17 protein-coding genes are annotated in these 17,982 nt (G+C 71.9%); 9 read left to right on the top strand and 8 right to left on the bottom strand.

The features are described 5' to 3' along the window. Nucleotides 1-14: 14 nt before the first annotated feature. Nucleotides 15-587, top strand: a complete 573-nt coding sequence (locus tag ACFQUZ_RS04125; protein ID WP_377437719.1) for a DUF3000 domain-containing protein — start codon at nucleotides 15-17, stop codon at nucleotides 585-587. A 120-nt stretch (nucleotides 588-707) separates the two neighbouring features. On the opposite strand, the gene ACFQUZ_RS04120 is transcribed toward ACFQUZ_RS04125, so the two are convergent. Both ACFQUZ_RS04120 and ACFQUZ_RS04115 read right to left on the bottom strand, forming a co-directional pair. Continuing rightward, a complete protein-coding gene (locus ACFQUZ_RS04120) occupies nucleotides 708-1,472 on the bottom strand; it encodes a hypothetical protein (RefSeq protein ID WP_377437717.1) in 765 nt (254 codons plus the stop codon). A gap of 49 nt (nucleotides 1,473-1,521) precedes the next feature. Further along, nucleotides 1,522-2,706: a trypsin-like peptidase domain-containing protein gene (locus tag ACFQUZ_RS04115; protein ID WP_377437716.1), complete on the bottom strand. Its 1,185-nt coding sequence runs from the start codon at nucleotides 2,704-2,706 to the stop codon at nucleotides 1,522-1,524. Between the two features lie 271 nt (nucleotides 2,707-2,977). On the opposite strand from ACFQUZ_RS04115, the gene ACFQUZ_RS04110 reads away from it, so the two are divergent. The 3 genes from ACFQUZ_RS04110 (at nucleotide 2,978) to ACFQUZ_RS04100 (ending at nucleotide 5,007) form a co-directional block, all read left to right on the top strand. Continuing rightward, nucleotides 2,978-4,294, top strand: coding sequence for an HRDC domain-containing protein (locus tag ACFQUZ_RS04110; RefSeq protein ID WP_377437714.1), 1,317 nt, complete (start codon nucleotides 2,978-2,980; stop codon nucleotides 4,292-4,294). 98 nt (nucleotides 4,295-4,392) lie between these two features. Continuing rightward, the gene (locus ACFQUZ_RS04105) at nucleotides 4,393-4,590 is read left to right on the top strand and encodes a hypothetical protein (protein WP_377437712.1); all 198 of its coding nucleotides are present in this window, start codon (nucleotides 4,393-4,395) and stop codon (nucleotides 4,588-4,590) included. A gap of 12 nt (nucleotides 4,591-4,602) precedes the next feature. Then, nucleotides 4,603-5,007: a type II toxin-antitoxin system VapC family toxin gene (locus tag ACFQUZ_RS04100; RefSeq protein WP_377437709.1), complete on the top strand. Its 405-nt coding sequence runs from the start codon at nucleotides 4,603-4,605 to the stop codon at nucleotides 5,005-5,007. A 36-nt stretch (nucleotides 5,008-5,043) separates the two neighbouring features. Here ACFQUZ_RS04100 and ACFQUZ_RS04095 read toward each other — a convergent pair whose 3' ends face one another. Then, nucleotides 5,044-6,090 carry an NAD-dependent epimerase/dehydratase family protein gene (locus ACFQUZ_RS04095; protein ID WP_377437707.1) on the bottom strand — a complete coding sequence of 349 codons (1,047 nt, stop codon included), beginning with the start codon at nucleotides 6,088-6,090 and terminating at the stop codon, nucleotides 5,044-5,046. Nucleotides 6,091-6,235: 145 nt separating this feature from the next. On the opposite strand from ACFQUZ_RS04095, the gene ACFQUZ_RS04090 reads away from it, so the two are divergent. After that, entirely contained in the window at nucleotides 6,236-7,435 is a 1,200-nt protein-coding gene (locus ACFQUZ_RS04090; protein WP_377437705.1) for a thiolase family protein, read from the top strand. Nucleotides 7,436-7,485: 50 nt separating this feature from the next. Continuing rightward, nucleotides 7,486-9,552, top strand: coding sequence for a 3-hydroxyacyl-CoA dehydrogenase NAD-binding domain-containing protein (locus ACFQUZ_RS04085; protein ID WP_377437703.1), 2,067 nt, complete (start codon nucleotides 7,486-7,488; stop codon nucleotides 9,550-9,552). A 206-nt stretch (nucleotides 9,553-9,758) separates the two neighbouring features. Here ACFQUZ_RS04085 and ACFQUZ_RS04080 read toward each other — a convergent pair whose 3' ends face one another. Beyond that, complete coding sequence (locus tag ACFQUZ_RS04080; RefSeq protein ID WP_377437701.1) at nucleotides 9,759-10,340, bottom strand: dihydrofolate reductase family protein; 582 nt, start codon at nucleotides 10,338-10,340, stop codon at nucleotides 9,759-9,761. 197 nt (nucleotides 10,341-10,537) lie between these two features. On the opposite strand from ACFQUZ_RS04080, the gene ACFQUZ_RS04075 reads away from it, so the two are divergent. Both ACFQUZ_RS04075 and ACFQUZ_RS04070 read left to right on the top strand, forming a co-directional pair. Then, nucleotides 10,538-12,022, top strand: coding sequence for a B12-binding domain-containing radical SAM protein (locus ACFQUZ_RS04075; protein ID WP_377437699.1), 1,485 nt, complete (start codon nucleotides 10,538-10,540; stop codon nucleotides 12,020-12,022). Nucleotides 12,023-12,036: 14 nt separating this feature from the next. Then, a complete protein-coding gene (locus tag ACFQUZ_RS04070) occupies nucleotides 12,037-12,951 on the top strand; it encodes a hypothetical protein (RefSeq protein ID WP_377437697.1) in 915 nt (304 codons plus the stop codon). 56 nt (nucleotides 12,952-13,007) lie between these two features. On the opposite strand, the gene ACFQUZ_RS04065 is transcribed toward ACFQUZ_RS04070, so the two are convergent. Beyond that, on the bottom strand, nucleotides 13,008-13,421 hold the full coding sequence (locus ACFQUZ_RS04065) for a VOC family protein (protein WP_377437695.1): 414 nt from the start codon (nucleotides 13,419-13,421) through the stop codon (nucleotides 13,008-13,010). 260 nt (nucleotides 13,422-13,681) lie between these two features. Between ACFQUZ_RS04065 and ACFQUZ_RS04060 the strand changes: the two genes are divergently transcribed. After that, on the top strand, nucleotides 13,682-14,530 hold the full coding sequence (locus ACFQUZ_RS04060; RefSeq protein ID WP_377437693.1) for a DUF2637 domain-containing protein: 849 nt from the start codon (nucleotides 13,682-13,684) through the stop codon (nucleotides 14,528-14,530). Nucleotides 14,531-14,578: 48 nt separating this feature from the next. Here the strand turns inward: ACFQUZ_RS04060 and ACFQUZ_RS04055 are convergent, their stop codons facing one another. From ACFQUZ_RS04055 to ACFQUZ_RS04045, 3 genes are all read right to left on the bottom strand, one after another. Next, nucleotides 14,579-15,802, bottom strand: a complete 1,224-nt coding sequence (locus ACFQUZ_RS04055; RefSeq protein ID WP_377437691.1) for a sensor histidine kinase — start codon at nucleotides 15,800-15,802, stop codon at nucleotides 14,579-14,581. Further along, nucleotides 15,799-16,482: a response regulator gene (locus tag ACFQUZ_RS04050; protein ID WP_377437689.1), complete on the bottom strand. Its 684-nt coding sequence runs from the start codon at nucleotides 16,480-16,482 to the stop codon at nucleotides 15,799-15,801. The genes ACFQUZ_RS04055 and ACFQUZ_RS04050 overlap by 4 nt, the downstream gene beginning before the upstream one ends. A gap of 118 nt (nucleotides 16,483-16,600) precedes the next feature. Continuing rightward, the gene (locus ACFQUZ_RS04045) at nucleotides 16,601-17,974 is read right to left on the bottom strand and encodes a PQQ-binding-like beta-propeller repeat protein (RefSeq protein ID WP_377437687.1); all 1,374 of its coding nucleotides are present in this window, start codon (nucleotides 17,972-17,974) and stop codon (nucleotides 16,601-16,603) included. Nucleotides 17,975-17,982 lie beyond the last annotated feature (8 nt).

The following is a 17,982-nucleotide window of genomic DNA, read 5'->3' as shown; positions in this document are numbered from 1 at the left end:
CATAGGCTGCCGACATGCCCACCCCGACCGCTCCCCCGGAGCCGTTCATTCACGCGGTGGCCGGGCTACGCGCGGTCGCCCCCCGCCCTGAGATCAAACTTGAGGAGGTGGGGGCCCCGCAGCGGCTGGCGCCGTACGCCTTCGCGCTGAGCGCCACCGTGCTCCGGGACGGCGACGAGGTGGCCAGCGGACGGTTGATCCTGCTGCATGACCCGGCCGGGCACGAGGCATGGCAGGGCACGCTGCGGCTGGTCACCTACGTGACCGCGGATCTCGAGGTGGATCTGGCGGCCGACCCGCTGCTGCCGACGGTCGGGTGGACCTGGCTGACCGACGCGCTGGACGCGCACGGGGCGGCCTACCGGGCGCTCGGTGGGACGGTGACGCAGACGCTCTCCACCCGGTTCGGGGACCTCGCGGGTCCGCCCGCCGCCGGTGATGTGGAACTGCGGGCGTCGTGGACGCCGGTCAGCCCGGACTTCACGGCCCATCTGCTGGCCTGGTGTGCGTTGCTCGGGTCCACCGCCGGGCTGCCGCCCCCCGGGGTCACCGCGCTGCCGGAGCGGCGTCCCGCCGGTGCCGCCTGACCCACGCCCCACCCACCCGCCACCGGCGCGCGGCCGGCGCCGGTAACCGGAGGGATCGTGGATTCCTGATGCCTCTCCAGGGGCCTCGGAAATCCACGGTCCACCCGTTGGGCACGCCTGTCAGAGGTACTTCTCGGCCTCCTCGCAGGCCTTCTCGGCGACCTTGATGTTCTTGTCGAACTCGGCCTGGCTCTCGGAGGCCAGCGCCTCGGTCAGCTTCTCCAGGCAGGTGGAGATGACCTCCTTCTGGCGCTGCTGCTCGTCCCGGTCGTTGCGGGTCCCGGTGAGATCCTGCTCGGCGGCCCGGGCCTTGTCGTTGGCGGCCCGCAGGTCCCGCTGGAGTCCCTCGATCTCCGTACGCTTGGTGGCGACCTCGGCGTCCCGCTGGGCCACCGTCCGCTCGGCCCTGGCCAGCGCGCCGGATTTCGACACGAACAACCCCGTCAGCACGACGGTCGCCACCAGAAGCAGGCCCGCGACGCCGGCCAGCACGAGAAGCCGGACGTTCCCGGACCGCACCCTGGGGTTCCCGGGCGAGCCGCCGGCCGGCGGCATCGACCAGGGCGACCCCGACATCGGGTACGGCGTAGCCGAGGTCGGCTGCCCGTACGGCGTAGCCGAGGTCGGCTGCCCGTACGGCGTAGCCGAGGTCGGCTGCCCGTACGGCGTAGCCGAGGTCGGCTGCCCGGGACCGTTGGTGACGGGGCCGGTCTGCCCGTACGGCGCCGTCGGTTGCGGGGGAGTGCCGTAGCTGCCCAGCCGGGCTGTCTGGTCGGCCGACGAGTCACCGGTCGGCTGCTGAGGGTAGGACGGCGGGTGGACGTACGACGGCGGCCGACCCACGGGTCTGGTCGGGTCGTCCGGTTGGCTGGGCGGATAGGACAAGACTCCTCCTGGAGGGCACGCCGCGGGTGACTCGGAACCGGAAGTGGGATCAGCAGATGCGGAAGCCGTCGCAGGCGACCTTGATCGGAACGGCGAGCCCAATGCCCTCGGCGTCCCGCGCCTTGGCGGTGGCGATGCCGACGACCTGCTTGTTTCCGTTGACCACCGGCCCCCCGGAGTTTCCCGGATTGATCGGCGCGTCGAACTGGATCATCGGGCCGTTCCGGGCGTCGGCCTTGCGGATGGCGCTCACCACCCCCGTGGTCACCGTGTCGGTGAGGCCGAGCGGAGCGCCCACCACCACGACCTGTTGCCCGGAGCGGACCGCTTCGCCGGCCGCCGGAAGCCCGGCGAACGACGCGTCAGTCGTCAACTGCGCGATGTCGTTCTCCTCGTCGACGCGCACGATCGTGGCCGGGAATCGCTGGTCGGTGCGTTCCAGATCCACCTTGCGGCCGCCGGTGCGCCACACCGCCTCGACGACGTGGAAGTTGGTGAACAGGTTGGTGTCACCGCCGGCGGCCGGCTTCCCGACCGCGAAGGCGGTGCCGGTGAATCGGCCGGCCCGAACCCGGAACACGCTTGGCAGCACCTGCTTGGCCACGGCCTCCGGATTGAAGACGGTGCCGGCCTGCTTCTCCAGGGCACCGGCACGCCCTTCCAGACCGGCCAGCCTGTCGTCGTCGGCCTGCCGCTGCGCGGTCAACTCCCCCTCCACGCCGGTCAGCCGGTCGCCCAACCGGTAGAGCTGAACAGCCTGCACGCCGGCGACCGTGACGAGCAGCACGAGCAGCGCCACCAGGACCGACCGGACCCGGTCCCGCGGCCGGGCTGCCGGCGGCGGCCCCGTCGGGTCGGCGAACACCGGTGTCCCGAGATGCGGTCCACCGGCGGACGGCGGGAACGAGGGGCCCGGATGGTACGACCCGACGGCGGTCGCGGATGGCCCACCGGCCACGGGTGCCGACGGTTCGAACCGGGGCGGCGACGGAGCCGACCAGTCCGCCGTCGCTGGCGACCGCGACTCGAACCGGGGCGGCGACGGAGCCGACCAGTCTCCTGCCGCCGGTGGGGCCGGGTCTCGCCGGGGCGTGGGCTGGTGAGGCACCGGGCCGGACGGGGGGTAGGGACCAGCGGCCGGTGGCCGGTTCGTGCCGCCGCCTCCAGCGGACTCACCCGAGGTAAGCCACCGGCTGTCCGGCGGACGCGCTCGCGGGTCGTAACCAGCGGTCATCTGTTCGACGCCCCTCCCCGGAAGCGATCGGTCCGTGCGGCGTCACCTCCGCTCCACCGGAGGGAGGGGCCGCACGGCCAGGCGGCACCGGCCTGCCGGTCCGCTGTCCGCCTGGTCGTCCGAATCTTCGCACGGCGCGATACCGGCCATCGGCCCAGTCACCCTCCGCCTAACGGTTGCCTCCGCCAGCACACGGGTGCCGGTTGACGCCAGCCGACGCGCCGGAGGACGCTGCGTGAGGCGAAGGTGGCCAGCCGACTAGGGTTGTCAGGTGACCGACGAACCCCCCCTGCGCCGTCGGGCCGCGCACGGCCGAGCAGGGGACGAGCCGTACCCCGCACCGGCGTCCATGCCGGAGTCCACGGCGAGCCCCGAACCGGCGCCCGCGGGACCCGTACCGCTGCTCGCCCCTCGAGACGGTGTTCCCCGGCCGGTGACCACCGTCGACGAATTGTCCGACCTCGTCTCGCGATTCGCCGCGGGCGACGGTCCGGTGGCCATCGACGCCGAGCGGGCCTCCGGCTACCGCTACAGCCAGCGGGCCTATCTCGTGCAGCTGCGCCGGGCCGGGGCCGGTACCGCGCTCATCGACCCCGTGCCGCTGGACGACCTACACACCTTGGACGAGGCGATCGGATCGGCCGAGTGGGTGCTGCACGCGGCCAGCCAGGACCTGCCCTGCCTCGCCGAGATCGGGTTACGACCGCGCCGGCTGTTCGACACGGAACTGGCCGCCAGGTTGGCCGGCTATGAGCGGGTCGGCCTGGCCGCGCTGACCGAGCAGTTGCTCGGCTACAGCCTCGAAAAGCACCACTCGGCGGCTGACTGGTCCACCCGCCCGCTGCCCGAGTCGTGGTTGACCTACGCCGCCCTCGACGTCGAGATGCTCACCGATCTGCGCGACGTGCTCGCCGCCGAGTTGAACCGGCAGGGCAAGGACGGGTGGGCGGCCGAGGAGTTCGCCGCGCTGGTGCTGTGGGGCGCCCGGCCGCCGCGGCAGCGTCCCGACCCGTGGCGGCGCACCTCCGGGATCCACCGGGTCCGCGGCGCACGCGCCCAGGCCCGGGTCCGGTCCCTCTGGTACGCCCGGGACGCCATCGCCGCCCGACGGGACTCGGCGCCGGGTCGGGTGCTGCCGGACGCCGCGATCATCGCGGCCGCCGAGACCGACCCACAGGACGAACGGACCCTGCTCACGCTGCCGGGCTTCGGGGGCCGATCGGTGCGGCGGTTGGCGCGCACCTGGTTGGACGCGCTCGCGACGGCGCGACAACTGTCTGACGACGCGCTGCCCGTGACGCCGGTGGTGGAGGGTCCGCCGCCCCCGCACCGATGGGCCGAGCGGGATCCGGTGGCGGCGGCCCGGCTGGCCCGCTGCCGCGCGGTCGTCACCAGGCTCGCCGCCGAGCACACCCTCCCCCCGGAGAACCTGATCAGCCCCGACTCGGTACGCCGGCTGGCCTGGACACCACCCGAGGAGATCACCGAGAAGGTGGTCGCCGAAATCCTGCGTGGTTTCGGGGCCCGGGAGTGGCAGTTGGGCCTGATCGCGGCCGGGTTGGCCGAGGCCCTGGCGAGCACCGACTGAGGTGGCCGTCGCGCGACACGGCCACGCCGGAATACCATGATCAGCGATAGCGGCAATATGCTAAGGCTGTCCTTATCACCACGCCGTTGGAGACTGCCGTGACTGCCCCTGAGCCTCATTCCGCGTCTTATCTGCCTTTCCGATCACCACCGTCGGTCGAAGACCTGCTGGCGGCTCGAGGTGTCCAGCCAATTCGTTCGCTGGACGATCTCACCGCCGACACGTTCGGCTCTGACGAGGAGTTGGCCGAGTTCCTCGCGTTCACCCATGACGAGCGTCAACGCGACGTCGCCTGATAGGCGCCTCACGTGCAACCCGTCATTCTGGACACCGATGTCGCATCGCTCAGTCACAAGAGAAAGCTTCAGGGACCGGTCGCGACCCGCCTCATCGGACGTCGTCCATTGATCACCTTCATCACCTTCGGCGAACTCATGAAGTGGGCCGAAATCCGCCATTGGGGAATCCGCAGCCGCCAGGAGTTGGCAGACTGGCTGTCCAACATTCCCGTCCTGCCCGGCGACGAGGCTGTGGCAGCGACATGGGGACGCCTATCGGCCGCCGCAGCCCAGCGAGGGCGTCCCCGCCCGACCAACGACATGTGGATCGCCGCATGCTGCCTCACATACGACCTGCCCCTGGCCACCTTGAATTTCAAGGACTACGAAGACTTCGCCACGCATCACGGCCTGAGGCTTCTGGGCGGCGAGTAGGTCAGCCACGAGAAGTGGCGCTCGGTCCGAACCGATTCAGTCGGTGAGGCGGTCGTCCCGCAGCCCGGCCCACCGCAGCGAGTCGCGGATGCCGTCGGTGACGCTCAGTTCGGGCTTCCAGTCGAGTAGTCGCCGGGCCCGGCTGATCCTGGTGAAGGAACCTGCCTGGTCGCCCGGTCGCGGACCGGTTTCCCGGACCCGCAACGGCCGATCCGCCACCGTCCGGAAGGCCGCGACCAGTTCACGTACCGTGGTGCCGTCGCCGGTGCCGAGGTTGATGGCCAGGGTGCCACCCCGGCACATGGCGGCATCGGCGGCATCGGCGGCATCGGCGGAGGACGCTCCGGCGGGCGGCAGGATGTCGTCGAACCGGCGCAACGCGTGCACATGCGCCCGGGCCAGGTCCCACACGTGGATGTAGTCGCGGATGCCGGAGCCGTCCCGGGTGGGCCAGTCGACCCCGGTGACCAGGAACTCCTCGTCCTCGGTGTACGCGCTGATCATCTTCCCGAGGGCGTGTGTGGGCCGACGCAGATGTTGGCCCGTACGCAGCGCCGGGTCGGCCCCGATCGGGTTGAAGTAGCGCAGCGACAGCGCGCGCAGCGGGGTGGCGACCGCGACGTCGGCAAGGATCTGTTCCAGCATCGCCTTGGTACGCGCGTACGGGCTGGTCGGCTCGATCGGCGAGTCCTCGTCAACGCTGCCGTCGGCGGCCGGTGCGTAGATCGCCGCCGACGAGCTGAACAGGTACCGGTGGCAGCCGTTGCGCAGCACGTGCTCGACGAAGTCGATCGACTTGGCGACGTTCTCCCGGTAGTAGTGCAGTGGCCGGGCCACCGAATCGGGCACCACGATGAGGGCGGCGGCGTGCACCACGGCCATGATGTCGGGGTGGTCGGCGAAGATCCGGTCGAGCAGCGGCCCATCGGCGAGATCACCGTGGTAGAAGATCCGGTCCCGGGTGAATTCCGGCCGGCCGGTGCTCAGGTTGTCCAGGATCACCGGCTCGATACCGTCGTCCAGGCACGCGGAGGACACCGTACTGCCGATGAAGCCGGCGCCGCCGGCCACCAGAACCTTCACGCCCACCTCCGGGGAAATTTCGCGTCCGGCTCAACGTACCGGACCACCCCGAGTGTGGTCCGGACCACACGGCAGCCGGCACCCCAGATAGTTACCGGCGAGTAGCATTCGGGGGACAGCTCACGCCCGGCAAGGAGGCTCAACAGTGCCCCGTGAAGTCAGGGATGTCGTCTTCGTCGACGGTGTCCGCACCCCGTTCGGCAAGGCGGGCGGCATGTACGCCAACACCCGCGCCGACGACCTGGTCGTCCGGTGCATCCGGGAACTGCTGCGGCGCAACCCGCAGTTGCCGCCGGAGCGGGTGGAAGAGGTCGCCATCGCCGCCACCACCCAGATCGGTGACCAGGGCCTGACCATCGGCCGCACCGCCGCCCTGCTGTCCGGTCTGCCCAAGACCGTGCCGGGATACGCCATCGACCGGATGTGTGCCGGCGCGATGACCGCCGTCACGACGGTGGCCGGCGGGATCGCCATGGGCGCCTACGACGTGGCCATCGCCGGTGGCGTCGAGCACATGGGCCGGCACCCGATGGGCGAGGGTGTCGACCCCAACCCGCGGATCCTCGCCGAAAAGCTGGTGGACCCCTCCGCGCTGGTGATGGGGGCGACCGCGGAGAACCTGCACGACCGGGTGCCGCACGTCACCAAGCAGCGCGCCGACGCGTTCGCGCTGGCCTCCCAGCAGAAGACCGCGAAGGCGTACGCCAACGGCAAGCTCCAGCCCGACCTGGTGCCGGTCGCCGTGCGCGACCCGGAGACCGGTTGGGGCCTGGCCACCACCGACGAGGCCCCGCGGGACACCTCGATGGAGAAGCTGGGCACCCTCAAGACCCCGTTCCGGCCGCACGGCAAGGTCACCGCGGGCAACGCGGCCGGCCTCAACGACGGCGCCACCGCCGGCCTGCTGGCCGCCGAGGACACCGCCCGCGAGCTGGGACTGCCGGTCGCCATGCGGCTGGTGTCGTACGGCTTCGTCGGTGTCGAGCCCGAGGTGATGGGCGTCGGTCCGATCCCGTCGACGGAGAAGGCGCTGCGGATCGCCGGCCTGTCGATCGAGGACATCGGGCTGTTCGAGCTGAACGAGGCGTTCGCCGTCCAGGTCCTCGCCTTCCTCGACCACTTCGGCATCGCCGACGACGACCCGCGGGTCAACCCGTGGGGCGGCGCCATCGCCGTCGGGCACCCGCTCGCCTCCTCCGGCGTCCGGCTGATGACCCAGCTCGCCCGGCAGTTCGCCGAGCACCCCGAGGTCCGGTACGGCGTCACCGCCATGTGCATCGGCATCGGCATGGGCGGCACGGTCATCTGGGAGAACCCGCACTGGACGGAGGGTCGAGACAAGTGAGCGCGAGGAGTGATCTTGCGAGCCCCGCAGTCGCGAACGGAGGAGACACGGTGAGCCTCGCGGCACCGAACGAGGTGGTCACGAAGGCGCTGCTGCGCCAGGTGACCGTGCCCGGCCTGGACCGACCGGCCGCCCTCATCACGCTGGACAACGGCTTCGACCACACCAAGCCCAACACCTTCGGCCCGGCCGGCCTGACCAGCCTCGACGAGGCGATCACCGAGGCGCTGGCGGCGGACCCGGCGTTCATCGCAGTCACCGGTAAGCCGTACATCTTCTGCGTGGGCGCCGACATCCTGGGCCTGCCGCAGCTCGCGGACCGCGACCAGGCACTGGAGATCGGCCGGCTCGGTCACCGGGTTTTCGCCCGCCTCAAGGACAGCCCGGTGCCCACCTTCGCGTTCGTCAACGGCGCGGCCATGGGTGGCGGGCTGGAACTGGCGCTGCACTGCCACTACCGGACCCTGTCCGGCGGCGCGGCGGCGCTCGCCCTGCCCGAGGTCTCGCTCGGCCTGGTCCCCGGCTGGGGCGGCACCCAACTGCTGCCGAACCTGATCGGCATCCCGGCCGCCACCCAGGTGATCATCCAGAACCCGCTGATGCAGAACAAGATGCTCAAGGCGAAGCAGGCCGCCGAGATGGGCATCGCCGACGTGCTGCTGGAGCCGGCCGACTTCCTGGAGCGGTCCCTCGAATGGGCCGCCGGGGTGGTTCGTGGCGAGGTCACCGTCACCCGGCCCGAGGTCGACAAGGACATGTGGGCCGGGGTGCTCTACTTCGCCCGGGCCACCCTCGACCAGCGGCTGCACGGCGCCGTGCCGGCCGCGTACAAGGCGCTGGATCTGCTGGAGACGGCGAAGGACGCCGACTTCGCCGCCGGCACCGCCGCGGAGGACGAGGCGCTCGCCGATCTGGTGTTCAGCGAGGAGTTGCGCAGCGGCCTGTACGCCTTCGACCTGGTGCAGCGGCGGGCCAAGCGGCCCGCCGGGGCGCCCGACAAGGGACTGGCCCGCGACGTCACCAAGGTCGGCATCGTCGGCGCCGGCCTGATGGCCAGCCAGCTCGCGCTGCTGTTCGCCCGCCGGCTCCAGGTGCCGGTCGTGATGACCGACCTCGACCAGGCCCGGGTGGACAAGGGCGTGGCGTACGTGCACGAGCAGATCGAGAAGTCGGTAAGCAAGGGCCGGATGGACAAGGGCACGGCCGCCAAGCTGTACGGACTGGTGACCGGGTCGGTCGACAAGGGCGTGTTCGCCGACGCCGACTTCGTCATCGAGGCCGTCTTCGAGGACCTCAAGGTCAAGAAGCAGGTCTGGGCGGAGCTGGAGCAGATCGTCAAGCCGGAGGCGGTGCTCGCCACCAACACCTCGTCGCTGTCGGTGACCGAGATGGCCGCCGACCTGACCCACCCCGAACGGGTGGTCGGTTTCCACTTCTTCAACCCGGTCGCGATGATGCCGCTGCTGGAGATCGTCCGGGGCGAGCGGACCGACGACGCCACGCTGGCCACCGCGTTCGCCGTCGGCAAGCAGCTCAAGAAGTCGTCCGTGCTGGTGAAGGATGCGCCGGCGTTCGTGGTCAACCGGCTGCTCACCCGGTTCCTCGGGGAGATCTTCGCGGCCGTGGACGCCGGCACCCCGCTGGACGTCGCGAACAGCGCGCTGGACCCGCTGGGTCTGCCGATGCGCCCGCTGGCCCTGCTCCAGCTGGTCGGCCCGGCCGTCGCGCACCACGTCGGCGGGACGCTGCACGCCGCGTTCCCGGACCGGTTCGGGGTCAGCGAGAACCTGCGCCGGATCGCCGAGTCGGGTCAGCCGATCGTGGTCGACGACGAGGTGAACCCCGAGGTCGCGAAGCTGCTGGAGGTGGGTGACCAGCCGCTGACCGGCGAGCAGGTCCGTCAGCGTGCCCTCGACGCGCTGGCGCAGGAGGTCCGGCTGATGCTGGAAGACGGCGTCGTCGCAGAGGCGCAGGACATCGACCTGTGCATGATCCTCGGCGCCGGCTGGCCGTTCCACCTGGGCGGCGTCACGCCGTACCTGGACCGGACCGGCACCTCCGAGCGGGTGACCGGCCGGCGGTTCCTGCCGCCCGGCGTGGCCAGCCTGCGCGGCTGAGTGCTCACCTGAGCGATTCTGACGGGCTGACCGGCCTCGACCGGTCAGCCCGTCAGTCCGTCGACCGGCGCTGGACGTAGGACACCGTCTGCCAGCGCTGCCCCTTCACCAGCGGTGCGGGGGTCGTCCATCGGGCGATGGAACCACGGCGCCACGGCGGAGGCGCCCGGTCGGCCGCCGCCGGGCGCTCGAACGTCCCGCGGGCCCTACTCCCGGGCGTACGTCAGCATCAGCACACCGGTGCTGGTCGGCGTGCACTCGACAAGCCGCAACCGGACCGGCTCGGGCAGTTCCCGGAACAGCCGCTTGCCACCGCCCAGCAGCAGCGGGTGCAGGAACAGCTGGTACTCGTCCACGAGGTCGTTGACCATGAGGTCCTGGGCCAGCAAACCGCTGCCCAGCACGGCGATCTCGCCGTCTCCCCGCGACTTCAGGTCCTCGACGGCCGGGACCAGCTCGCCGTCGAGCACCTGGGCGTTCGACCAGTCCACGGCGGACAGGGTCCGGCTGGCGACGTACTTCGGCGTCGCGTTGAGATGCCGGGCAATCGGGTTCTCGTCGGGCTGGCTGGGCCAGTAACCGACCATCTTCTCGTACGTCTTCCGGCCGAACAGGTACGCCGACGTCGACGCCAGTCCGTCGACCGCCGCCTTCCCCTGGATCTCATCAAAGTACGGCGCGCCCCAGCCGCCGTGCTCGAACCCGCCCTCCCGGTCCTCGTCCGGTGACCCCAGCCCCTGCATCACCCCGTCGAGGGTGAGGAACTCGATGATGGCCAACTTCCGCATCGCGGCACGTCCTCCCGTCCCGGCGGCCGGCCCGGTGCCGCCCGCCCGGCCACTACACGATCGGGACCCGGCCGGATCGACAGGTTCGCGACACCGGTCCTCGGGCCGGACCGGGCACCGGTCCGCCCCGCTGACCGGCACCGGTTCTCCCCGGCGTCCACACCTGATCCGCACATTCGCGCCCTAGCGTCGCCGGTATGCGTGTCAAGCTGATCCTGCCGGCCCTCACCGAGGCCACCAGCCCGTTCTTCCGGCCGATCAAGTACTCGCTGTTCCCGCCGCTGGGGCTCGCCACGCTGGCCGGTTACCTGCCGGCCGACGCCGAGGTCAGTCTGGTCGACGAGCACGTCGAACGGCTCCGGCTGGACGACGACCCGGTCCCCGACCTGGTGGTCATCCAGGCGTACATCACCTCGGCCCGCCGGTCGTACGCCATCGCCGACCACTACCGGGCGCGCGGAGCGTACGTGGTGCTCGGCGGGCTGCACGTCACGGCGCTGCCCGACGAGGCCGCCGCGCACGCCGACACCGTCTTCCTCGGCCCCGGCGAGGACACCTGGCCCGCGTTCCTGGCCGACCTGCGGCGCGGCGCGCCGGCCGCGCGGTACGTCTCGACCGCCCGCACCCTCACCGGGCTACCGCCGGTCCGGCGGGATCTGATCGCCCGGCACCGGTACCTGGTGCCGAACTCGATCGTGGTGTCCCGGGGTTGCCCGCACCACTGCGACTTCTGCTACAAGGACGCGTTCTTCGCCGGCGGGAAGTCGTTCTACACCCAGGCGGTGGACGCCGCACTCGCCGAGATCGACCGGCTCCCCGGACGCCATCTCTACTTCCTGGACGACCACCTGTTCGGCAACCGGCGGTTCGCCACCGCGCTCTTCGACGGCATGCGCGGCATGGGCCGGTTGTGGCAGGCCGCCGGCACGGTCGACACCGTTCTCGCCCCCGGTCTGCTGGAACTGGCGGTGTCCGCCGGGCTGCGCAGCCTGTTCGTCGGGTTCGAGACGGTGAACGACGGCAACCTGGCGGCCACCCGCAAGCGGCAGAACATCGGCCGGGACTACGCGGCGGTGGTACGCCGACTGCACGACAACGGCGTCATGGTGAACGGCAGCTTTGTCTTCGGCCTCGACGACGACGGACCCGACGTGTTCGACCGGACCGTCGACTGGGCGGTCCGGCACGGTGTGGAGACCGCGACGTTCCACATCCTCACCCCGTACCCGGGGACCGCGCTGTACGACCGGATGGCACGACAGGATCGGCTGCTGCACCGGGACTGGGACCGGTACGACACCCGGCAGGTTGTCTACCGGCCACGCCGGCTCACCGAACGCCAGCTCGCCGACGGATACCGCCGCGCCTACCGCGACTTCTACCGATGGTCGTCGATCTGGCGCGGGGCAGCCACGAAGGACACCACGCGCGGGCGGCTGAGGCATCTGGCGTACGCGGGCGGGTGGAAGAAGTTCGAACCGGTGTGGCACACGGCGATCCGAGCCGGTCAGGTGCTGCACGCCCGACCGCTGTTGGAGGCGGTTTTGACCGGATTCGGGGAACATCGAACCGAGACCCTTGCCACATCGCAACGGCCAACGCGGTCCGGGACTGCACCTGCCACCACGGCTCACTATTATCGCCCGGTCGACACCCAGCCTGTCCGACCGGTCGACACCTAGCCGTGGAGAGTGCCATGACGCAGCCGCCCTACCCACCCTCATCGGGTCAGCCCCAGGGCGGGCCGTACCAGCCGCCGCAATACCCATCCGACCAGTACGGGGGTGGCCCGCAGTACGGTGGCGGCAACCAGCCGTACGGCGGCGCACCACAGCAGGGTGGCCCCCAGTACGGCGGCGGCAACCAGCCGTACGGCGCCGGACCTGACGGCCAGCCGTACGGCGGCGACCAGCGGCCCGGAGACCCGGCTCAGTCGTACGGGAACGCGGGCCCGGCCTACGGCCCGCCCGGCCCCGGGGGGACTGGCGCTCCCGGCGGTGGGCCCGGCGCCCCCGAGCAGCCGAAGAAGAAGTCGAAGGCCGGCAAGATCGTGCTCTTCGTGCTGATCGGGCTGCTCGTCGTCTGCGGAGGCGGCGGCGCGGCGATCTACTTCGCCGTCAAGGACGATGTGGAGAACGTGGTCGAGGCGGCGAAGACGACCGTCACGGCTCCGGACACCCTGGCGGGCCGCCCGAAGTCCACCGACCCGGACCTGGTCAAGGCCGCGCAGGACACGGAAGCCTCGATCAACAAGGACGTTACCGGGGCCACCGGCACCGTCGCCGCCTTCTACGGTGACCCTGAGGAAGAGAACCTGCTCATGATCGCCGCCGTGTCCGGCCGGGTGCCCGACCCGGACAAGCAGGTGGAACGCGACATCGAGGACGCCGGCACGCAGGGCATGGCCATCACCGACGTGAAGTCGGTCGATCCGGGCCCGCTCGGCGGTGTGGCCAAGTGTGGGGACTCCAAGCTCGAGGGCATCCAGCTCGGCGTGTGCATCTGGGCGGACGCCGGCAGCTCCGGCATGGTCGTCACCTACGGTAAGACCGCGGACCAGGCCGCGACCGAGTTCGTGCAGATCCGTGGCGAGATCGAGAAGCGCTCCTGACCGACGGAAAGGTGGGGCGTCGGCCGGCTGGCCGGCGCCCCACCCGCATTTCCGACTCAGGCGCCCGCCGGCTCCTCCGCCGTCCGCTGGGCGGTCCGTTCGGCCGCGCTGCGCAGCACGCAGAACTCGTTGCCCTCGGGATCGGCGAGCACCATCCAGCCCGCGCCGTCCGGCTTGCGCCGGTCGGCGACCTCGGTGGCACCGAGGCCGAGCAACCGCTCGATCTCCTCGTCCCGGGTCCGGTCAGCCGGCCGCAGGCACAGGTGCAGGCGGTTCTTCACCGTCTTGCCCTCCGGCACCTGGCTGAAGAACACCGTCGGACCGACCCCGTCCGGCGGCGGCAGGATCGCCTCCGGGTCGCCGGGAAAGTCCTCCGGGTGCATCGGCCGGTCGAGCACCTCGGACCAGAACCTGGCCTGCTCGTACGTGTCCGCGCAGTCGAAGTGGATGTTCTCGATCAGGGATGTCACGCGAATCCTCCATGATGGATGGACGAGCGCGCCTCGAACCCGAGGGTCAGCGGCGGACGGGCCGAGGCGCGGCGAGGAAATGACAGCTCACAACCGCACCTCCCCTCCTCGTCGGGCTGACGATCAACACCCTCTCACGAGGCCGCCAGCTGAGCAACGGACTTGGCGACGGCGAACTGGTAGGGTTTCCGCCGCCTCGTCCCGGTGCCGCTGGGTCGACGTGTGGGACCGGAAGGACGGTACGACAGAAGGAGCAGCAGGTGCCCCTCCCTCAGCTTCGCCGCGTCCGCTGGGCGGTCCGGGCCACGCTGGCGCTTGGCGTCGCCGCCTCGGTGACCGCCAACATCCTGCACGCCCAGGAGAACCCGATCAGCCAGGCCATCGCCGCGTGGCCGCCACTCGCCCTGCTGCTCACCGTGGAGCTGATCTCGCGGGTGCCGGTGCACCGCCGGGTCCTGGCGTTCGCCCGCTTCGCGGCCACCGCGATCATCGCCGGCATCGCCGCCTGGGTCTCCTACTGGCACATGGTCGGGGTAGCCGCACGGTACGGCGAGACGGGCGCGTCCCCATACCTGTTGCCGCTATCGGTCGACGGCCTCATCGTGGTGGCCAGCATCTGCCTTGTCGAACTGGGGGGCCGAATCTCCGCCGCGGAGACGGAACGCGCCACCCGGCTGGAGACGGAGCGGTCGCCCGTGACGGAGGCGGAACGGCCACCCGCGCCCACCGCCACGAACGGGGCCGGACCCCGGGTCAAGGCCGCCGCGACGCGAGCCACTGCCGTCGCGACCGGCGCCAAACCCGCCACGCCGCAAACCACGGCCGGCGCGACCGGCGCCAGACCCACCGCCACGCGAGCCACGGCCCGTGCCGAACCCGCCACAGCCGGCGCCGAACCCGCCGCGACCCGCGCCCGTTCCGGCGGGCAGGTCCCGGCGAAGCCCTCCCGGCCGCGCCGGCCGGTCGCCGAGACAGCCGCACTCGCCGCCCAGATCGAGGCGGACCGACCCGACCTCACGGAAGCCGACCTGGCGCAGGAACTCGGCATCACCCTCTCCCGCCTTCGGGCGGTTCGGCGGCAGGCCCGCGTACCCGAACTGGCGGCCTGACGGCGTACCCGAGCGGGAGCCCGACTCCGATCGGCGCCGGCGGCCCGGTCAGTCCGCCGGTGCGGCGACGGTCGGGCGCCCCACCGTGGCCGTCCCGGCTGCGACCGGGGTGGTGCCAGCCGCGGGCAACCGCACCGTCACCTCCAGGCCGCCACCGGGCTGCGCGGTAGCCCGGACGGTCCCGCCGTGCGCCGCGCAGACCGCGCGGACGATGGACAGCCCGAGCCCGGAGCCGCGGGCGCCGGTCCGCTCCCGGCCGCCACGGCGGAAGGGCTCGAACAGACCCGGCACGTCCGCCTGGTCGACCTCGAAGCCGGTGTTGCCGACGACAAGCCACGCCTGCTCGGCGTCCGCACCGGTGCGGATCCACAATCGACCGTGACCGTGGTTGTACCGCACCGCGTTCTCCACGAGGTTGCCGGCCAGCCGTTCCAGCAGGCCCGGATCCCCGACCACCGGAGCCGGCGCCAGATCCGTCTCCACCCGCACCGACAGCCGGTCCGCCTCGCCGCGCACCGCCGCCAGTGCCATGCCGGCCCCGTCCGCCAGGTCGGTCGGCACCTTGCGAGCCAGCCGCCGGCCCGCCTGGGCCTCGCTGCGCGCCAGCACCAGCAGCGCGTCGACCAGGCCGTTCGCCCGCTCCGAGGCGTCCCGGACCACGGTGGCCATCCGCCGGAACTCGGCGACGTCCGCCTCGTCGTCGGCCATCGTCACGTCGATCTCGGTCCGCATCACGGCGAGCGGCGTGCGCAGTTCGTGCGAGGCGTTGGCGACAAACCGCTTCTGCGCCTCGAAGGCGCCGGCGATCCGGTCCAGCATCGCGTCGAACGTCCCGGCCAGCTCGGCCACCTCGTCGTCCGCCCCCGAGTAACGGATCCGCTGGTCGAGGGTCGCCTCGCCGAGCCGTCGGGCAGTCAGCGTGACCTGGCGCAGCGGACGCAGGGTGCGGCCGGCCACCGCGTAGGCGCCGGCCACCCCGACGACGCTCACCGCGAGCAGCGCCACCAGGCCCTTGGTCACCAACTCCCGGGAGGCGGCGGAGACCGCCTGCTGCTCCCATTGCGCGGCGTCCAGTGTCCGGCCGTCCCGCAGCACCACCTCCGTGCCCGGCGCGAGCAGATCCGCCGGGCGGAGCGCGTCGGCGAGCAACAACCAGGCCAGCACGATCAGGATCGTGCCGGCACCCACCAGCAACACCCCGTTCAGCAGGGTCAGCCGCAGCCGCAACGTGGGGCGCAACCGGGGACGGCCGCCCCGGGCGTACACCGTCATGCCCCGGCCTCTTCCCGGACCGGATCGGGCACCCGGTAGCCGGCGCCGACAACCGTCTCGATGAGCGGCGGGTCGCCGAGCTTCATGCGCAGCGTCCGCACCGTCACCCGGACCGTGGTGGTGAACGGATCCGCGTTCGCGTCCCAGACCCGTTCCAGCAACTCCTCGCTGGAAACCACCGCGCCGCGCGCCTTGAGCAGTTCCTCCAGGACGCCGAACTCCTTGCGGGTCAGGTCGACCGGCGAGCCACCCCGGCTGGCCAATCGCTTCGCCGGCTCGACCACCAGGTCGGCGACGGTGAGCACCGGCGGGGCGGCGGGAGTGGCCCGCCGGCCGAGCGCCTGCACCCGCGCCACCAGTTCGTCGAACGCGAACGGCTTGGGCAGGTAGTCGTCGGCGCCGAGCTGCAGGCCCTCCACCCGGTCGGCCACCGTGCCGCTCGCGGTGAGCATCAGCACCCGGGTCAGCGCGCCCGAGCGGACCAGCTCGGCACAGATCTCGTCGCCGTGCATGCCGGGCAGGTCCCGGTCCAGGACCACCACGTCGTACCGGGTGACGAAGGCCATCTCGTGGCCCGTCAGGCCGTCGTACGCGACATCCACTGCCATGCCCTGCCGACGTAACCCGCGCGCGATCGCGTCGGCCAGGGCCCGCTCGTCCTCGACCACAAGTATCCGCACCGCGACCTCCCGCTTCCGTCCGTTGCCCGTCAAGCTAGCCGGGGCGGGCCAGTGACCGCCACGACCAGCGCGGACGAGGAGCTGTTCCGCACCGGAGACGATGAGATGGGTCCGTTCCTCACCTCGCCAGGTTCCAGATGGCGAGTCGGCCGTCGACGCGGCGGCAGATCAGCACCCTGTCCCGGGACCGGCAGTCACCCGAGACGTCCCGGATTCCGCCCAGCACCCGGACCGACCCCCGCGCCGGCAGCAGCTCCGCCACCAACGCCCGCCCGTCCCGGCCGAAGCGCAGCCCGTACACGGGCTCCCCGTCACGCACCGGTCCCATCACCCACCAGGGCCCGAGGTCGGCCAGCAGCCGGCCGGTCCGCGGATCCAGGATGCCCACCGGCGAGAAGTCCCACCGCCCCTCGTCGTCCGCGGCGGCGACCAGCCGGCCGGCGTGCTCGGCGTAGACATTCCACCGGCCGCTGCGCCACAACACGCGACCGGTGGCCGGATCCAGCACGTCGGTGCCGCCTCGGGGACCGCTGCGGCAGAGCACCGTGACGCAGGCGTCGCCGAGCGACGCCCGGTCGATCGGCGCGGGCACGCTCCAGCGCCGGTTCAGCCGATCGACCTCGTACGCGACGAGTTCTCCGTCGTCCCGGTCGATCAGCACGAGGTCGTCGATCATGCGGAGCGCCACCGGCACGGGCGGCGCGGACCCGGCCGGGTCGGTCCGCGCCGACAGATCCACGGTCCGGATCACCCGGCCGGTCGACGGGTCGAGCAGCCGCAGGCGACCCGCCGGCAGCAGGTCGGCAAGCAGCGAGACGCGACCGGTGTCCCGGTCCACCCGCGCTCCCCGCACCGTCCCCGGCGGGTACTCGATCAACCAGCGCTCGTTGCCGGTGACCGGGTCGACGGCGCGCAGGTTCTCCCCGTACCGCAGCGGATCCGCTTCCGACGGCGACCCGGGCGGGCTGAGCGGCGAGCCGAGGAGCGCGTCTCCGGCCGCGGTGATCCCCTCGAACCGGGCGATCCGCTGCCAGCGCGTCGCGCCGGTCGACCCGCGCACCGCCGCCACCTGTTGCGGATTGGACTGCCAGGAGGTGAACAGCAGGATGTCACCCACCCGGTCGAGGAACTGCGTGGGCCGGTCGAACGGCACCGACAGCCGCGTCCGGCCGAGTGGCCGGCCGTCCGGCAGGGCGTGCACGGCGATCTCCGGCACCCGGACGATCGTCGGGTCGTTCGTGATCGGGTCGGCCAGGTACAACCGGTCATCGGCGATGATCACCTGTGTGCCGAGCCGTGCCGACAGGATCGCCTCCGGCAGCGGCCGGGCCAGCGGTGCGCCACCGGTGAGGCCGACCAGCAGCAGCACCAGCACGCCGGCGAGCAGCACCGGCCGCCGGGCCGGCGGACCACGACGACCGGAGTCGTCGTCGACCGCCGGACCGGTTCGGTCGCCCAGCTCGATGACGGCCACCCCGGTCACCTCCGTCACGTACCGCC

Origin of the sequence: Plantactinospora sp. GCM10030261 (assembly GCF_042666615.1) — a bacterium.
Taxonomy (GTDB): domain Bacteria; phylum Actinomycetota; class Actinomycetes; order Mycobacteriales; family Micromonosporaceae; genus KBS50.
Note: the sequence above shows the minus strand (reverse complement) of the source record. Positions and strands in the feature narration are given on the sequence as shown.

What these genes read in the sequence shown, in the direction of transcription:
- ACFQUZ_RS04125 (WP_377437719.1), top strand. Translation starts at nt 15, where the DNA reads ATGCCCACCCCGACCGCTCCCCCGGAGCCGTTCATTCACGCGGTGGCC.
- ACFQUZ_RS04115 (WP_377437716.1), bottom strand. Translation starts at nt 2,706, where the DNA reads ATGACCGCTGGTTACGACCCGCGAGCGCGTCCGCCGGACAGCCGGTGG.
- ACFQUZ_RS04080 (WP_377437701.1), bottom strand. Translation starts at nt 10,340, where the DNA reads ATGCGGAAGTTGGCCATCATCGAGTTCCTCACCCTCGACGGGGTGATG.
- ACFQUZ_RS04075 (WP_377437699.1), top strand. Translation starts at nt 10,538, where the DNA reads ATGCGTGTCAAGCTGATCCTGCCGGCCCTCACCGAGGCCACCAGCCCG.
- ACFQUZ_RS04070 (WP_377437697.1), top strand. Translation starts at nt 12,037, where the DNA reads ATGACGCAGCCGCCCTACCCACCCTCATCGGGTCAGCCCCAGGGCGGG.
- ACFQUZ_RS04055 (WP_377437691.1), bottom strand. Translation starts at nt 15,802, where the DNA reads ATGACGGTGTACGCCCGGGGCGGCCGTCCCCGGTTGCGCCCCACGTTG.